15 protein-coding genes and 2 pseudogenes are annotated in these 16,465 nt (G+C 67.9%); 10 read left to right on the plus strand and 7 right to left on the minus strand.

The genetic code is table 11. From position 1 onward, the window contains the following. Window positions 1-87 precede the first annotated feature (87 nt). The 3 genes and pseudogenes from ACZ7GZ_RS39650 to ACZ7GZ_RS39660 all read left to right on the plus strand — a co-directional run. Window positions 88-3,315: pseudogene (locus ACZ7GZ_RS39650) on the plus strand (RHS repeat domain-containing protein); the annotation flags it as partial. A gap of 866 nt (window positions 3,316-4,181) precedes the next feature. Continuing rightward, window positions 4,182-4,394, plus strand: coding sequence for a hypothetical protein (locus tag ACZ7GZ_RS39655; protein WP_471032204.1), 213 nt, complete (start codon window positions 4,182-4,184; stop codon window positions 4,392-4,394). An 876-nt stretch (window positions 4,395-5,270) separates the two neighbouring features. Beyond that, a complete protein-coding gene (locus tag ACZ7GZ_RS39660; protein ID WP_471032205.1) occupies window positions 5,271-5,468 on the plus strand; it encodes a hypothetical protein in 198 nt (65 codons plus the stop codon). 291 nt (window positions 5,469-5,759) lie between these two features. Here ACZ7GZ_RS39660 and ACZ7GZ_RS39665 read toward each other — a convergent pair whose 3' ends face one another. Together ACZ7GZ_RS39665 and ACZ7GZ_RS39670 are read right to left on the minus strand one after the other, a co-directional pair. Further along, window positions 5,760-6,047 carry a hypothetical protein gene (locus tag ACZ7GZ_RS39665; protein ID WP_471032206.1) on the minus strand — a complete coding sequence of 96 codons (288 nt, stop codon included), beginning with the start codon at window positions 6,045-6,047 and terminating at the stop codon, window positions 5,760-5,762. Window positions 6,048-6,179: 132 nt separating this feature from the next. Beyond that, window positions 6,180-6,839, minus strand: coding sequence for a helix-turn-helix domain-containing protein (locus ACZ7GZ_RS39670; RefSeq protein ID WP_471032207.1), 660 nt, complete (start codon window positions 6,837-6,839; stop codon window positions 6,180-6,182). A gap of 119 nt (window positions 6,840-6,958) precedes the next feature. Between ACZ7GZ_RS39670 and ACZ7GZ_RS39675 the strand changes: the two are divergent. Beyond that, window positions 6,959-7,329, plus strand: a pseudogene (locus ACZ7GZ_RS39675) (dienelactone hydrolase family protein); the annotation flags it as partial. A 238-nt stretch (window positions 7,330-7,567) separates the two neighbouring features. Here the strand turns inward: ACZ7GZ_RS39675 and ACZ7GZ_RS39680 are convergent. Next, on the minus strand, window positions 7,568-8,215 hold the full coding sequence (locus tag ACZ7GZ_RS39680; protein ID WP_471032210.1) for an RICIN domain-containing protein: 648 nt from the start codon (window positions 8,213-8,215) through the stop codon (window positions 7,568-7,570). Window positions 8,216-8,540: 325 nt separating this feature from the next. On the opposite strand from ACZ7GZ_RS39680, the gene ACZ7GZ_RS39685 reads away from it, so the two are divergent. After that, window positions 8,541-9,269 (plus strand): winged helix-turn-helix domain-containing protein, encoded by a 729-nt coding sequence (locus tag ACZ7GZ_RS39685; protein WP_471032211.1) that lies wholly within the window; start codon window positions 8,541-8,543, stop codon window positions 9,267-9,269. 77 nt (window positions 9,270-9,346) lie between these two features. Here the strand turns inward: ACZ7GZ_RS39685 and ACZ7GZ_RS39690 are convergent, their stop codons facing one another. Beyond that, entirely contained in the window at window positions 9,347-9,484 is a 138-nt protein-coding gene (locus ACZ7GZ_RS39690; protein ID WP_471032213.1) for a hypothetical protein, read from the minus strand. 333 nt (window positions 9,485-9,817) lie between these two features. Here ACZ7GZ_RS39690 and ACZ7GZ_RS39695 point away from each other — a divergent pair, with 333 nt between their 5' ends. Together ACZ7GZ_RS39695 and ACZ7GZ_RS39700 are read left to right on the plus strand one after the other, a co-directional pair. Further along, the gene (locus ACZ7GZ_RS39695) at window positions 9,818-10,462 is read left to right on the plus strand and encodes a sigma-70 RNA polymerase sigma factor region 4 domain-containing protein (protein ID WP_471032214.1); all 645 of its coding nucleotides are present in this window, start codon (window positions 9,818-9,820) and stop codon (window positions 10,460-10,462) included. Further along, window positions 10,459-10,764: a hypothetical protein gene (locus ACZ7GZ_RS39700; RefSeq protein ID WP_471032216.1), complete on the plus strand. Its 306-nt coding sequence runs from the start codon at window positions 10,459-10,461 to the stop codon at window positions 10,762-10,764. The genes ACZ7GZ_RS39695 and ACZ7GZ_RS39700 overlap by 4 nt, the downstream gene beginning before the upstream one ends. A 305-nt stretch (window positions 10,765-11,069) precedes the next feature. Here the strand turns inward: ACZ7GZ_RS39700 and ACZ7GZ_RS39705 are convergent, their stop codons facing one another. Together ACZ7GZ_RS39705 and ACZ7GZ_RS39710 are read right to left on the minus strand one after the other, a co-directional pair. Continuing rightward, on the minus strand, window positions 11,070-12,416 hold the full coding sequence (locus tag ACZ7GZ_RS39705) for a hypothetical protein (RefSeq protein ID WP_471032218.1): 1,347 nt from the start codon (window positions 12,414-12,416) through the stop codon (window positions 11,070-11,072). Further along, window positions 12,416-12,547 (minus strand): hypothetical protein, encoded by a 132-nt coding sequence (locus ACZ7GZ_RS39710; RefSeq protein WP_471032220.1) that lies wholly within the window; start codon window positions 12,545-12,547, stop codon window positions 12,416-12,418. The genes ACZ7GZ_RS39705 and ACZ7GZ_RS39710 overlap by 1 nt, the downstream gene beginning before the upstream one ends. A gap of 190 nt (window positions 12,548-12,737) precedes the next feature. Between ACZ7GZ_RS39710 and ACZ7GZ_RS39715 the strand changes: the two genes are divergently transcribed. Further along, window positions 12,738-13,229 carry a hypothetical protein gene (locus ACZ7GZ_RS39715; protein ID WP_471032222.1) on the plus strand — a complete coding sequence of 164 codons (492 nt, stop codon included), beginning with the start codon at window positions 12,738-12,740 and terminating at the stop codon, window positions 13,227-13,229. Between the two features lie 530 nt (window positions 13,230-13,759). Continuing rightward, on the plus strand, window positions 13,760-15,016 hold the full coding sequence (locus ACZ7GZ_RS39720) for an alpha/beta hydrolase family protein (RefSeq protein WP_471032225.1): 1,257 nt from the start codon (window positions 13,760-13,762) through the stop codon (window positions 15,014-15,016). Between the two features lie 28 nt (window positions 15,017-15,044). Here the strand turns inward: ACZ7GZ_RS39720 and ACZ7GZ_RS39725 are convergent, their stop codons facing one another. After that, window positions 15,045-15,476 (minus strand): IS630 family transposase, encoded by a 432-nt coding sequence (locus ACZ7GZ_RS39725; RefSeq protein ID WP_471032228.1) that lies wholly within the window; start codon window positions 15,474-15,476, stop codon window positions 15,045-15,047. Window positions 15,477-15,923: 447 nt separating this feature from the next. Between ACZ7GZ_RS39725 and ACZ7GZ_RS39730 the strand changes: the two genes are divergently transcribed. Next, window positions 15,924-16,130, plus strand: a complete 207-nt coding sequence (locus ACZ7GZ_RS39730) for a hypothetical protein (RefSeq protein ID WP_471032226.1) — start codon at window positions 15,924-15,926, stop codon at window positions 16,128-16,130. Window positions 16,131-16,465: the final 335 nt, after the last annotated feature.

Consider the following 16,465-nt stretch of genomic DNA (forward strand, 5'->3'; position numbering starts at 1 on the left):
CTCACCAAGCGCATAACGGACGAGACGACACCAACCTGGCGAGGGACTTACTAGAACAGAAAGGGCAATTCGCCTAGATCAAATGCCCTCTCAGGGATCAAGGCCGACGAGATCACGGACGCCGACCAATATGCGGGCTTCACCCGAGAGTCGGTCACCTACAACAACGACACTGAGGTCAGCGGCACCATCAGTGACCCGTGGTCGAAGCGGACGGCAACCCAGCACAAGTCCTACGCGGACACCGAGGCGTACTACGTCCGCACCGGTGCCACCCACACGCGCACCAACATCACCAGCAAGCTCACCCCGTTCGACCGAGTGCATACGGTGAAGACGACCTACGACGACTACGGCATGGCCGAGACCGTCGAGGACGAGGGCGACGACGCGGCCACGGGCGACGGGAAGTGCACCCGCACCTGGTATGCCCGCAACGACGACAAGGGCATCAACTCCCTTGTCACCCGCACCCGAACCGTCGCCGCGCCCTGCACAACCGCGGACTCGGCGCTCAACCTGCCCGCCGATTCCAAGCGTGCAGGTGACGTCATCTCCGACACGGCCACGGTCTACGACGACACCTCAGCCACCACGTGGTCGGCATCGCAGAAGCCCACCAAGGGTGACGCCACCTGGACGGGGCGGGCCAAAGCATACGGCAACGACGATGCCCCACTCTGGCAGAAGGTGTCCACGACCTGGTACGACACTCTTGGACGCCCCAAGACCGTCAAGAACACCAACGACCTCACCGTCTCCTCAACCACCTACGTACCGACGGACGCAGGCCCGCTGACATCGACAACGGTCGCCGACGCCAAGACGTACAAGACGACCACCGCGCTGGACTTCGCGACCGGCGCCAGTCTGAAAGTCACCGACCCAAACAACAAGGTCACCGAGAGCGAATACGACAGCCTCGGCCGCATCAGCAAGCTCTGGTTGCCCAACCGCTCCAAGGCGCTGGGCAAGACCCCGAACTACGTCTGCAACTACTATGTCACCAGTGACGAAACCGGCATGTCATGGGTTTCCACCGGCACCCTGAAATACGACGGCTCGGGATACAACACCAGTTATGAGTTCTACGACTCCTTGCTGCGTTCGCGCCAGATTCAGTCGCCGACGCCGCAGGGCGGCCGCCTCATCTCGTTGACGCTCTATGACGCTCGGGGTCTCGCGGTCAGTCAGCAGTCCGACATCTGGGACAGCACCTCACTCCCCAGCTCCAAGGCAGCGGAGATCTCCGGCGGCCAGGCACCTATCGAGACGGACACGACGTACGACGGCGCAGGCCGGCCGACGAAGGCGGTGACGAAGGTCCACGGCGACGCCCGCTGGACGATCGATACCGGCTACACCGGTGACACCGTCGCCACCACCGCCCCGACCGGCGGACAGGCGACCACCGTGATCACCAACGCGCTCGGCCAGACGATTCAGCGCCGCGAGTACGCCGAGACCACTCCGACCGGCACGGACTTCACCACGACCGACTTCACTTACACCCCTGCCGGCCAGCAGGAGACGGTTACCGGTCCTGACAAGACGAAATGGTCCTACACCTACGATCTCTTCGGCCGCCAGGTCACGGCGACAGATCCCGACAAGGGCAAGACCACCACCGCGTACAACACCCTTGACCAGGTCATCAGCGCCACCCCGAACGACGACCCGTCGAAGAAACTGCTGTACGCCTACGACGACCTCGGCCGTAAGACCGACATGTGGCAGGTCGACAAGACCGACGCCAACAAACTCGCCGCCTGGGACTACGACCAACTCGCCAAGGGCCAGCAGGACACCGCCACCCGCTACGACGGCGGCGAGAGCGGCAAGGCCTACACCGAGAAGGTCACGTCCTACGACTCGATGTACCACGTGACCGGCAGCCAGCTGATCCTCCCCGACACAGAGCCTCTGGTCTCCGGGGGTTACGTGCCGAACAAGCTGTCGTTCACCACCGGCTTCAACCTGGACGGGTCGATCAGCCAGTACTCCGCCCCGGCCGCGGGCGGCCTGGCAGCCGAGACGGTCTCCTACACCTACGACGCCATGGGCGACCAGCTCACCTCAAAGGGCACCACCGGCTACCTCCAGGGCGCCGCGTTCTCCCCACAGGGCGACCTGCGCCAGCTCACCCTGGGCATGGACGGCTCGTCGTCGGCGAAGAAGGCCTACCTCACCTGGGACTACGAGGAAGGCACCCGCCGACTCACCCGTTCCTACGCCACCGACGACGTCCACGGCTACATGCCACAGGAGCTGAAGTTCACCCAGGACGACGCCGGCAATGTCAGCTCCGTCTTCGACGGCACCACGCAAGGAGGCACGGCCAAGGCCGACTATCAGTGCTTCGCCTACGACGGCAACCGCCGCCTCACCGAGGCGTGGACCCCGAAGACCGCAGACTGCGCGGCCTCCGGCCGCACCGTCTCCGACATCGACGGGGCGGCCCCGTACTGGACGTCGTACACGTACAACGACGCTGGCCAGCGCAAGACGGAAACCCAGCACAACACATCAGGCGACAAAACCACGACGTACACCTACAACGACACCACTGACAACAAGCCGCACACCCTGGACAAGACGACCGGCGCCCGCCCGGCCACCTACTCCTACGACAGCAGGGGCAACACCACCTCCCGCCCCGGCCCCCTGGACATCAGGACACAGGCGACGACCCAGCAGGCCTTGGCCTGGAACACCGAGGGAGACCTCGCCAAGCTCACCGACGGTGCCAAAGAGACTAGCTACCTCTACGATGCCAACGGCGAACTGCTGATCCGTCGCGCCAAGGGCGACGGCGAAAGCGTCCTATACCTGGGCGCCGGCACAGAACTGCACCTCACTACCAAGGACACAACCAAAACCGCCTCCGGCGCTCGCTCCTACACGGCAAACGGCCAAACCATCGCCGTCCGCACGGCGACGTCCGGAGTGCCGGGTACGAAGCTCAGCTTCCTTGCAGCCGACCAGCACGGCACGTCCAGCATCGCCCTCGACGCGAACACATACGCGGTCACCAAGCGCTACAGCACGCCCTTCGGCGCCCCGCGCGGCAAGCAGCCGACGTCGTGGCCCGACGACAAAACGTTCCTCGGCAAGCCGGCCGACGGCACAACTGGCCTGACCCACGTGGGAGCTCGCGAATACGACACCACCATCGGACAATTCATCAGCGTCGACCCGCTTCTGAGCCTGGACCAGCACCAATCACTCAACGGCTACGCATACGCCAACAACACACCAGTCACCTCCAGCGACCCGTCAGGACAAGGCATCTGCATGCCGGACGGGATGTGCGGGGGGCAGAAGTCGGTTGAAGAGTGGGAGAAGAGGCAGGGGCAAGAGCACGGGGACGGAAGTCTAGGCGGTACAGGCACTGCGCCCACCAGCAGTGACGGTCAAACGAGCGCGCCTGATGCTGGCCACTGGGGCTACAGCTGCATCCGCGGCGGCATCTGCAAGAAGCACTGGGAACAGGGAGCACCAGGCGACGACAAGGATCTCGTCTGGGGCATCCTGCAAGGCGCCGTCGACACCGTCACCTACGGCTGCAACTTGTTCAAGCTTTTTGGCAGCGTGGACTGCGCCAGCGACGCGATGCGCAAAGAAGCAGCTGATCACGACGTCGACGTCGACTCAGAGGCCTACGGCAACGGAACGGGAATCGGCGGGATACTCTCCGCCGCAGCGCCCGAGCTCTTCGGCGCCAGAATGTTCAGCGAAGCGGCTGTGCTAGGTGACCTTCGCACGGCAAACGGAGTCAGTGCGACAGCTGCTGAAGGTGCTGCCAATGCGAACCTGCCCGGTAGTACAGGAGTTCGAATCCCTGGACGCCTGGGCGGTGATCGAATGGCGGCGCTGAGTGCGGAACATGGAGTCGAATTTGCCCTGGTTTACCGGATTGGACCCGGGCGTAACGGCGGTGGTGGGTCGTACTGGCTTTACTCCGGTAGGGAACGAGCTGTGAGCGTACCCGTCGGCGAGGATGTCCGCTGTATCTCGCACACTCATCCTGGTGGAACCCCATACGCGAGCCGGGGTGACTTGAATGTGTTGGCGGCCCTTCGGAAGGCTGGCTCACCGCAGGTCTCCAGCCAGGTCGTCCTACCTGACGGTTCCGCCATAAGATATGGAGGGCGTTGGATGAGAGACGGGACGTTCGCTCCATGAGTCTGGATGAATTCAGGTACCTTTGGGAAGCTCCGAAGGGTCGGTACGTGTTGATCAGCGTGGACGAATCGGCCGGGGACGGCGGGCTAGTGATTTACGACGTTCTTGGTCGATCCGCAGAGCTCATTGATGATGACGACCTTCACGATGAGGTGGTGCGGCTCATGCGTGAAGCAGGGGTGCCCGTCATGGATGATTTTCCGAAGTAGCTGAATTAGAGAAATCCCGGAAGCCTCTCCCAGAATGTTCCGGGGGAGGCTTCTGGCTGTTTGACGGCAATGGTGACGGCACGTCAGTGCATGCTCCTGATGCAGCCATGACATGGTGGCGGCTGTGACGCGTTGGCAACGGCCGGTTGCTGACGCGCAGCCATCCCCTTGGAAAGGACATGGTGAAGGTTCTCCTCACCGACTCCGGTATCAAGAACGCGAGCATCCAGGATGCGCTGGTCGATCTCCTGGGTAACAACTATGTCGTCTAAACTGATTTGCGGGCTGAAGGTCCTTTTGTAACTCTCTGACCTGTAGCGCTTCAAAAATTGAGAATGTGGTCAAGCGGGTTCTGGCTGGCGAATCTGCCCTGTGACCTGCGAAGCTTCAGAGACTGAGACAATCCTGCACTCTCAGTGAGACGACTTTACGTGAGCTAGAGGATGGGGGACGCTGTGGTCATATCCGGCGGTCACTCACGTGGAGCCGCCAGCCCCCTCGTCGTTTGGGTACGGGCTCGCAGCCGAGGGGGTGGGTGGGGCCCGGCTGACGCGAGAGGCTCAGACCTTCTCGTTGTCCGGCACCGGAGCCTTCGGTAGCTGCCGAGCTGGACCAGGACGGCTGCGGGTCTGGGGCTGGCTGCCCGTCCTGCCCGCGCGGCTGTTGGCCTGGCCGACTGGGAACCGGTGCTGGCCGCAGTGAAGCGTCTTCAATGCGCCGGCCCGTACCTGCGCACCGCACCCGGGCTGGAGCCGGCCAAAGGCCACCGCCGCCCTGGACGCCGAGGACCTGGCCGAGGCGGCCGCCGCACACGGGCCGACGGCGACCGCCGCCGCTCTGGCCGCAGCGTAGGACGCTGGCGCCGACGGCTACACGGTGGTCCTGCATTACCTCGTCGCCGCCGACCCCACCTTCCTGGGCGATCCGGCCCTCTCGTGGGCCGAGCTGGTCACCGGCAGCGGGGGAGTGGACGCGGCCGGCCGGCTGCTGGCCGCGATCGCCCCCCGGACCCCGCGCGCCGATGATCCTGTCCCGCCCGACACCGGCGCGCCGACTGCCGCTCACCGCAAGTAGGTTGGCGCCAGCCGGATCCCGCCGCCGGTGCGTGGGCTGCCAGGAGGAGGGCCTGCTGCTCGGCGGGAGCGGGCGATTCGGGCGTGCCCGGCCAAACAGCAGGCCGCCGGCCTCGTACGACGCCGCCCTTCCCCGGCCTCACCGGCAGTCGGCGTACGGGCCGCGCCGAATACCGGGCAACGGCGGCGGGCGGGACGGCGACGAAGCCCGCCAGTCCGGCCTCCGGGGCCAGCGGCCCCGGGCCGCGCCCAGCACTGCGGGCCCGCCCTTCACCCTTCCCCGCCGCGCTGGTCAGGCGGCGGTCGCGGATGGTGGCGGTGCGCCCGGCAACGCAGGGGAAGGGCCGTGCCGTTGCTGGTGGCTCTTGACCTGGAAGGCGGTGGTGTGGCCGTCGGGGGTGCGGGTGATGAGGTCGATGCTGCGGTCGTCGGCGGCGTGGGGGGTGACGACGACGGCGTCGAGCCGGGCGGGGTCGATGCCGTGGGTAACGAGGTTGGTGGCGGTGATCCAGCCAGGCGCGGTGGTGCCGTTACGGTGCGCCCGGCTGGATGGTCGACCGGTACATGACAGCGAGTGCATCCGCGAACCCCTGGACGCCCGCGGCCAGCGCGGTGGGGGTGTTGCGGATGACGGGGTCTGCGGCGATGGCTTCTACGACTGGTCTGATGCCTGCGGCGAGCCGGGCGACGTCGTAGCGGGCGCCGGTGTCCGCTACGACGCGGGCGGTCCGGCGGACGTCGGCGGCGGAGGGGCCGAGGTCGGCCCGTGGAAGCCTCCGGGTGCGTTTCCAGGCGTCCTGCCAGGGGCCCATGCGGCGGGGGTGAATGCCGCAGCCGCGCAGGAAGGCCTCGCACTGGGTCCAGTTGGCAGGCCCAGACCCTCGCGGCGGGTAATGCGCCAAGCGGTGGTCAGCGGCAGCAGCAGGGCGCCGCCGGCCTCCCGGATGCCGGCGCGGGACTGCAGGACGCGCAGGGGCGGGGCGCCCGCGCGTTCGTAGGCGGCGACAAGGGCCGCTCGGAAGTCGGCGCGGGTGCGGACGCTGGAGACGGACGGGGCCCGCAGCTCGCCGAGGATGCCGCGGTTCTCGGCGCGGGCGGCCCGCCACACGTTCAGCATGTCGCGCTCGACCTCGACCGCGGCGCCGCAGGCGCGGACGAAGGCGGTCACCACGTGCTCCTGGGGTATGGCGCGGGGGTCGACGGCGCGCTTGAGGGTGCTCGCGGACACGCCGTCGGCGCCCTTGAGCCCGGCGGTGCGGGCGGCCAGCTGGGCGTAGGAGAGCCGGCTGCGGTCTTTGAGGGCGGCCAGGAGGCCGATGAGGTGGGTATGGCGCCGGCCGGGGCGGCAGCCGCGCGGGGACGGTGAAGTCATCGCAGCAACCTCCTACTTGCCGGGTTCGGTGCCAGCGGGCCGCGCGGACGGCGGTAGTGGCCAGTGCGGTGAGCAGGCGGCGCCCTCCACCGGCGGCGGCGATGGTGGCCGCGCCGTTCGCGCCGCACCCCGGCCAGGTAGCCGCTCTCGCCGCATTCCACGGCCCGGTGGGCGCCGACGGGCCCGACAGCCTCTCCAAGCTCGCCGCCGAGGTCCACTTCGGCCACGCCGAGGGCGACTTGAGGCCCGAAGCCCTCGGCGAGCTCAACAAGGCCTGGACGCGGCGGGTGCCGGCTACACCTCCGAGATCTACCCCGGCACCGTCCACGGCTTCACCATGTCCGACACCGATGCCTTCGACCCCGCCGCGCTGCAGCTTCACTGGGACCGCCTGCTGCCCCTTCTCGGCCGCACCCTGACCAAGAGCCCGGTACGCCAGAGCGCTCGGCTAGCTGCCAGATGCGGTAGCTCGTCCTACCCCCGACGGTAAACCTTCGACCCGAACTCGTATGGACGGCGCGGGGGATGCGGGGGATGAGCACCGAGTGGTCGTCTCTCGGGTACAGGTGAAGGTTGCGCCAGCCGTGGACGCGGGCCATGTACGCGGCGGCGCCCTCGATGACGTCGGCACACCGCTGGTGCCGGAGTGTCCCAAGACGGGGGGGCGAGCACACGCGGATCGCCTTGGTGCGGCGGGTGGGCTCCGCACCAAGGCCGAAGATGTCCGCTTACGGGATCGTCCAGTGGTGGTCGTCGTTGTCGCTGCAGTAATACAGCGTGAGCCGGGCGTTGTCGCCGCCGGTGCGTACGCCGTCGACGTCGAGGCACAGGCCGCTGGCAAGGTTGACGAGCCAGAAGCCGTCTGAGCGAGCGACTTGAGCGTAGAGCTGGTTGTCGCCGGTCGTCTGGTTGCAGTAGAACTCGCTGACCTTGGTGCCGGCGTTCACACTGCCGTAGTTCGGCACGTCGAGGCACAAGTTGTCCTTGACGTTGCGGAGGTTGTAGAGCGCGTAGCCGTTGGAGCTGTCACCGACATGGTCCCAGTAGAACAGCTGGTTGTCGCCGGACGTCCCGTTGCACGTGTACTCGTTGACCGGCCCGTTGACCGTCCCGGCACCGTAGCCGGGAATGTCGATGCATTTGCCGGTGACGACGTTCTTGACGAGGTAGGGCCCGTAGGTGGTAGCCGCAGGCGTTACGCGTCGCGCAGCCCGGGGCAGCGTGGTCGTTCCGGCGGGGGACGCGATCCGTACCGGGCTGGCGCCGAGGGCCGCCGGACTTACGGGGTCCGCCTGAGCGGGGACGGCGGTGAACGCGAGCGTGAACAGGGTGACGCCGGCGCTGAGCGTGCCGACGAATCGTCTGATGGGTCTCATGGTTCGTCCCTGTCTGTGTCTGATGATCTGGCTCTGGGCATTGCGACGGTGAGAAGTCGCGAGCAGGGCGAGGTCGCGTTGGCCTGCGTCGCGCCGTGGTGTGTACGCATCGTTTCGGTTGCACTCGGCCACGGGTAGCTTTCGTCTGCACGCGCAAAAGCCCTGTTGGGAACGTCAAGTGCACAGGGAGCCAACCTTGATTCGGATTCATCTCGGGTCCGCAGGCTTAGGCAGCGTCAGTGTCTGTGCACGCCCGGACTACGACGCCGAACTGACAGCAGCCGGGAGGGCTTACGCCCGCAGTGGGCAGCATCGAGACCCGCTGGTGCAGCTCTACACGCGCAGCATTTCGCCGGAACTCGCTGACGGTGTCAGCCTCCTGCACCTCTCCCACTTATTCGCCCGCCGCAGTCCCACGCCCTTCACCAAGGCCCTCGCTGAGGGCGAGGAGCGGGCCCGTAGGGTCCTCGCCAACGCCGTCGCCCACCTTCACAGCACCGCCATCGAGCCATACCGCTCGGGCATCCGATCCGCGGTCGCAGCCCGGGCCGTCGGCCTCTCCCAGATCTACGTCGGCAGTGGCGCCTCGGCAATGCTCCAGCAACTCGGACACGGAACCAGGTTCCGTCACGGCGTCCTGGAACTAGCGACGGCCTTCGACGCGGACCTTGAACTCGGCCAGCGGTCCCTGCAGATCCAGGCGGTAGCCCTCAGCCGACGGGTCACCTTGGCCGAACCCGCCAGCGATCAGCTGACCGTCCGGATCCCCGCCGGACCCGCGCCGCGCATCGGACCTGGCCAGCGGGCAGCCCTGCGACCGCTCCTGGGCACCAGCAGAGCGCAGGCACTCGAGAGCATCGTCATGTCCGGAGGAATCACCGGGCGGCAACTGGCCTCCCTGCTCGGCGTATCAAACGCCACGGCCAGTCGGCACGCCGCGGTCCTGCGGCGTGCCGGCCTGATTCAGACCCTGCGGATGGGGCAGAGCGTTGAGCACGTCGCAACTCCCCTGGGTTACCACCTGACGCAGACAGAAACACCGACCAGACCGTGATTAGAACGCTCCGTTGGCGAGCTCGGACAGGACAGTGACGCACCGGCTGTTCGAAATCGATGAAGATGAGTCCCTGTTCACTCAACGTGCACAATCACGCGCGAACGGGCCGTCCAGGAGCCGCGGGGGAGTCCGGCGGGGAACCACTCCAGGACGGTGCGCTGGGGCTGGACGGCCTTCAAGGCCGCCTCCCTTCGGGCATTGCTGGTGGTCACGGGTCGGTGTCCTTGTCCGGGCGATACGCGCCCACGCACCGGCCCTGGGCCACACCGCGAGGCAGCCGTTCCTGAGGAAGAGGACGACGCCGCCTGATCCCTCCCAGCCAGCCGGGCGGCCGGGCCGCGAACTCGGCCCGATTACCGCTTCCGTCGGCAGTGTCACTGTGCATGGCTGGAGCCGCTGCGCGATGCCTACTTCGCCAGCGGCCGCACCCTGGGCGACCTCAGCGTCGAGATGCCCCTGGCCAAGTCGAAACTCTCCGAGCTCCTGCGCGGTGCCAACGTCTACCCCCGCTGGGAATCCTCTCCCGCCTCGCCACCCTCCTCGGCGTGCCCCACGTCCCGCTGCAGAGACTGTGGAAGCAGGCCGCCCTGGAAGCCCACAAGAGCCGCGACTGGCTCGACCGCAACACCGACAGCACCACCGCCCTGACCACCACGCACACCGCTGCGCCGCCACTCGACCACCGCGCATGCTGCGAACGCGTCGAGCACGACTACCTCCTGTGCGCCCAAGCGCTCGTCCCCGACGACCTCGCATGCGAGGCCGCCGTCTCCGACACCTTCGACATCCTCTGGCTGTCCTGGAACGACGCACTGGCCAGCTCCGACACCCGCCGCTTCGCCTGGACGGTGTTGCGCCGCAGCGTCATGTCCCGCACCCCCCACATCGACGGCCGCCCCTGCTTTAGCAAGGCCGCCGTCGACACCGTCGCGCTCACCTACCTCACCGACGAGGAGGCGCGCACCCGCCAGCTGAGCGAGACCATCGCACTGTTCCAGGTCATGAGCCACCTGCCCACCAACCAGTTCGGCGTGATCGCGCTGCGCATCCTGTGGCGCATGTCCACCGAACGCGTCTCCGAACTCCTGGGCCTCGCACCGCCCATGGTGCGCTCCTGCGAGCGCCACGCCGAGCATTTCCTGAGAAGCACCCTCTATCCGCCCGTGACCGACGAAGGGGCAACTCCATGACACGCTTCGACGACCTGCTCTCCAAGGCCTGCCTCGTCAAGGAACGCAACGTGCCCCGCGACGTCGTTCCCCCCTGCGCCTCGGAGTCCTCCAGCCCGGCCCGCCCCTACGCATGCACTACGGACACCGACTCTCTCGAGGCCGCCGAGGACCTCAAAGCCCTGTGCGAGACCGTCCTGACCCACACCCCGCCCACCACCCTCGCTGACTTCCTGACCGACCAAGTACCCCAGCCTCGCAGCGCCCTCGCCCTCGCGTGCATCCTGCAGCTCACCGACACCGACGACGGCGCACGCCTGTGAACCGGCCGGACGTGTCCGACACCCTCCTCGCACGCTCCGCAGACCAGGAGCTTCCTCCCGACCCCGACCACACCGCCCCAGTCAGGCCTGCCCTACACCAGCACATGCAGGAGCCCGCACAACGATGAACAGGTGAACCAAAGGGCGCGCCTATCCACAGACAACGGCACCGCCGTCCCGGCAAAAGCCGCGGGAGCGGTGCCGTTGAACGACGGTGCTCATCCAGGCCCGGCAGGCCTTCTCACGCAGCCCGCCCCACCCCCGCACACGCCGTCTCGCGGCGCGAGCCCGGCTGGGTTGCGCGATCAGAGGCGGTGCAGGGCAGCCGTGCTGTCGATCCAGTGCCAGTTCACCGGTTGCCACTGGCGCTTGAGGGCAGTGCGTTCCTTGGCGTAGGAGCGCAGCGCGTCCTCCACCACCTGGCCGAGGTTGCCGAGGGAGGCGGGGGAGGGGATGCGGAGCATTAGGTGCTGCGTGCGGTGAACGAGGATCAGCTCACCCGCCGGGGTGCAGTCCACGAGCGTGAAGTGCTTGAGCAGCTTGTACCGCTTGTCTTCGAGGTCGAGGCGTTGGGCGCGCACGCCCGTGGCCGTCCAGGCGAACAGCCCGTACCGGTTGAGGTGGTAGATCCGCTCGTGTGCGGGGTCAGCGGCGATCTCGAAGCAGAAGCCGGTGAAGGGGCTGTCGCGGTGCAGGTGCATGCCTCCGAGCTGGCCGACGATCTTGCCCTTGTCGCTGACCAGGACGAAGGTGAACCGCTGGCCGCGGCTGCCGCTCCGGTAGATGTGTCCGTAGACGGGGATGACGAACAGGTCCTCACGGACCACTGCGGGTCGGCCGAGCCGGGCGTCGTCCCAGTCCCACCGTCGTGCGGTCTGCTCGAGCTCGGTGAGGTGCTCGGTCAGCGAGGGCCGCGGCCGGTGGTCCATGCCGACCGGCTTGCCGTTGCACAGGACGTCCTGCCGAAGGTCGGCTTCGGTGTGCTTGACGGGTTCTGCCTCCATGGATGCCAGGGCCCGCAGCGTCGGCTTCGAGGTGGTTGTGAGGGGCTGGTCGGCGATCGACACGATGTTGTTGAGCAGGTTGGCGTAGTTGTAGACCCCGTACTCGCCGGTCGTGCACAGCAGGCGGCCGGCCGGGGTCGTGCTGATCCAGGCGGCGAACGGGTCACGCGGGCCGTCGTCGTACTTCCTCAGGGGCATGCCGTGGCGCGCGGTCACCGCGGTGAGGTCCGCAGTGACCAGATGGGTCTGGTCTCCGGGGCCGGTTGCGGCGAGTGTCCCGTCGGGCAGGACGCACAGTCCCTTGGCCCACCTCAGGTCCTCGCCCAGCCCTGTCGTGGGGCCGCCGAGAGTGGTGTCCTGGCCCAGGTACTCGCTCTGCCCCGAGACCGCGGTGGCGAGCAGAGTGCCGTCCGGGGCGTACCTGGTCAGCAACGAGTAGCCGAAGTTCGCCTTCGCTGGGTCGGCTGCGTCGTCAGCCACGCCGGAGGTGTGACGGTGGACGCCGTAGAGGGCGTAGATCTCACCTGTGGGCGCGGTGGCCACGTCGTCAACTCTCACGCCCCAGCCCTCGGTGTACTTGCGCTCCAGATCGACCGCATGGTGATCGACGAGCGCGGACGGCAGCGGCACGGGTATCGCGTGAGTCATCACGCCATTCTCACCGGCCCCACTGACAACATGCCATAGAGGAACTGGTCGATGGCAGCCTGCTCCTGGCGGAACCCGACGGTGTCCTTGGCGAGAACCGCTACCGCTTCCACCCGCTGGTCCTGCGGCACGCGGACGACTCCCCGACGGGAGCTGCCCTGGTGACGCCGCTGGGGCAGGGGAGGAGACGCTGCTGATCACCTCCAGCACGGCCGGGAGTACCGCCGGTCTGGTCGCTGATCTGGGCGACATGGCCCGCGTCGTCCACGCCGGTACCCGGGTGCGGGCGGTCGCCGTCGGCGAGTTGGACCAGGCGGACGCGTGGTGATGTGTCCCGGGGCCCCGTTCACCAACACCGCCACCCGCAACGTGCGCACGGCCGGGCTCGCCGCGAACGCCCCGCTGATCGCCGAACTCGCCCGTGCCTTCACCGGCTACAGGCGTCCCGTCGTCGTGGTCACGAACCCCGTGGACGTCCTCTCCCGTCTGTTCGGCACGATCAGCGGCGCCCCCACGTACGGGATCGGGTCGGCGACCGACACCGCCCGCTACCGCGCCGCCCTCGCCGCCCATCACCGCGTGCCCGTGTCGGCCGTGGACGGTTATGTGATCGGCGAACACGGAGACGGCGCGGTCATCTGCGCCTCGACCACCACCGTGCACGGAGCCCTGTGCACCGTGCCCCTGGACCTGGTCCGCGCCGAACTCGCCGAACGCCCACGCCGGATCAACGCCGGGATCGGCCGCACCCGCCACGGCCCGGCCGCCTCCGTCCTGTCCGCCCCTTTCGGCCCTCCAGCGTGGTTGAGGTAAACCCGACCATGCCCGGGCTCGCCCTCCGCTACGGCTTCGACGGCTCACTCTGTCCGAGTGCTCGGTGGTGCCGTACCGATGGCGGTAAGCCTTGTTGCGGCGGTCCGCGGGTGCTGTTCTGCGAGGGCCGCCGGGGAAGCCCGACGTCGGACGCGTCGTCGATGCCGTTCATCGTGTACGGCATCGTGCTCGTCTAGTGCAGCGCCGCGTTGATCCTTCGGGGGTTCATGCGGCTTTGAGTGGGCTGCCGTCGTAGGTCCAGCGGTAGGGCTTGGCGTCGTGTTCGTCGTAGGCCAAGACGAAGGTGGCGCTCGACGATGCCGGCGAAGGGAACCCCGCGCCGCACGACATCGTCCCGGCGGATGACTCCGGTACCTCGCGGGGGCTACGAATCGACAAGGGGGCGGTACCCAACCCGACCACCCGTCGGCAGCGAGGAGAGCCCATCAGCGGGGGTAGGGTTTACCCCCCGTCCGGCCGGCGGGTTCACACTACCGACCCGGCGCCGCCTGGTGCGACATCGTGGGGCCATGACCGATCGACACTCGAGCGGCGCCGGCCGCCCCTGCCCGGCCGGCAGGATGAAGCGCAATCGCCGTATCAGCGCTGTCGCGGTGCTGGCGCTCGCCGCCCTCGTCACCGGAACCGGCGCCGGGTTCGCCGCCACGACCACACCGTCGGCCACACCGGTGGCCACGCACGCGTTCGACACCGCACCGGCCACGGCCACCGCGCCCACGCGGTCCTTCCAAGGCACGCTCCCCGCGCCGACCGGCCCCTACGCCGCCGGCGAGGACGTCATCCACCTCACCGACGCGAGCCGCCCCGACCCGTGGGTGCCGTCATCCGGCCCCCGCCAACTGACCGTCACGATGGTCTACCCGGCCGTCCCCGGGACCGGGACTCCGGCCCCTTATGGGACCCTCGCCGAGGCAGCCGGATCCATCCAGCGCCGGAAGTTGCCGGCGAGCTCCGGCGTCACCCCGCAGAACCTTTCCAGCGTCACCACTCACGCCTTCGACGGCGCGCGGCCGCAGAGGGGCAAGTATCCGCTGGTGGTCCTCTCACCCGCGTATGAGGACCCGCGCATGGTGCTCACCTCGCTCGCGACCGACCTGGCCAGTCACGGCTACGTCGTCGCGCTCGTCGGCCACACGTACGAGGACAGCGGCGAGACGCTGGCGAACGGCCAGACGCCGCCGTGCGCGATCTGCGATGCCCCGGCGCTCGACTTCGACTCCGTCGCCGCCAGCCGCGCGCTGGACGTGTCCTTCGTGATCGACCAGTTGACGCATGGCAATACCGCGTGGCGCCTGGCACACCTCATCGACAAGCACGTGATCGGCATGGCCGGACACTCCCTCGGCGGAGCGGCGGCCGCCGCCACGATGATCGCCGACCCGCGAGTACGGGCCGGAGTGAACATGGACGGCGCCTTCCACCCGGCCCCGATGCCCGGCCAGATCAACCGGCCGTTCCTCATGCTGGGTGCGGCCGACAACCACCCGGTCGGCGGCCACGACACCACGTGGGGGCAGACCTGGGCCGCCCTCGGCGGCTACAAGAAGTGGCTGACGGTCGCCGGCGCCGACCACTTCAGCTTCAGCGACCTGGACCTGCTTCTGGAGGAGGCCGGGTTCCCGACGCCGCCCCTCTCCCCGGAACGGGGGCTGGTGATCACCCGCGAGTACGTGACAGCGTTCTTCGACCAGACGCTGAAGGGGATCAACAGTCCGCTGCTGGACGGCCCCTCGCCGAACAATCCGGAAGTACTCTTCCAGTACTAGTGCAGCGCCGCGTTGATCCTTCGGAGGTTTATGCGGCTTTGAGTGGGCTGCAGTCGTAGGTCCAGCGGTAGGACTTGGCGTCGTGTGCGTCGTAGGCCAGGACGAAGGTGTCGATGGCCGCGGCCAGTTCGTCGCGGGAGGCGAACTGGCCGCGGCGTAGTAGACGTCGGGTCAGAGTGGAGAAGAACAGCTCGACTTGGGTGAGCCAGCTGGCGTGTTTGGGGGTGTGGTGGATGTTGAAGCGGGGACGGGTGGCCAGCCAGGCCTTCGTCTTCTTCGCGACGTGGGATGAGCCGTTGTCTATGACCAGGTGGATGCTGGCGCCGGCGGGGATGGACTCGTTGAGTTGGCGCAGGAAGCCGATGAAGGTGTCAGCGTTGTTGCGGTCGATGCGCTCGGTGAGGACTTGGCCGGTGTGGACGTTCCGGGCGGCGATGATTGAGACGGTGCCGTGGCGGATGTACTCGAACTCCCGGCGGGTGCGCTGCCCGTGGCGGCCGGGCTCGTAAGGGCTGCCGACGAAGTACGCGACCTACACGTCCGTGATGCTCTTCTCGGTGCTTCGCTCGCTGCGCAGCGCCCGCTCCGGACGACCGCTCCGCGCCAGACCGGAGCGAGCGCTGCGCGCTCTCACGCGCTGCGGGATACGGCAGTCGGTCCCAGTGCCCTCCGCGCCCTGTCCCTCGCTTCGCGCTGCCGCCTCCCTTGCCCTCGGCGCTCCGCGCCTCACGGCCGGCCCGCAACCGGACAGGGCTGCACCCGCCCCCGAACGTCATCTGACCTGCGGAAACCTGAGTGTCACCCTTCCCGGTGGTGATGAAAATGAGCTATATTTGTCCTGTGGGGCGGTTCTGTGGCAAGGGCCCCGATCACCGAAGACACCAACACCCAAAATCTGGGACAACCCGTGGCGTTCGACTTCGACAACCCCCACGAGATCAGCGTCTTCACCACGCTGCACCCCGACGACGAGGTCGCCGACTCGGTCGGCGAGCCCACCCGCACCACGCTGCTGACCGAACTGCCCATCCTCGCCGGGGCAGCGCTCTACGCCACGCTGCCGATCGCCGACGGCATCGAGCTGCACCACCACCACGCCGTCGTCATCTCATAGCGGTGTGGGTTACGTCCTGCCGTGGCGGCTGCGGCGCGGCCCTGGCGTAAGCAAACCTCGCCACCGTCTCCTCGGTCGCCCACCCTCAGCCTGAGGACTTCTCGATCGCGCGTGGCGGGCCGTGGTCCAGCGTCGGGATCGGGTGGTGCCCGGTCGGGTCATGCTGGGGTGAGCACGATCTTCTTGCCGCCGGCCCGTCCGGTGACCACTCGGGCGAACGCAGCCGGTCCCTCGCTCAGTGGCATGGGTTCCGGTGCGAGTTTCAAGGTTCCGGCGGCGGCCTGCTCGGCCAGCTGGACAAGCTGCGCGGCGTTGGGCTCGAGGTAGAGGTCCCA

The sequence above is a fragment of the Streptomyces sp. NPDC037288 genome, from assembly GCF_055603265.1.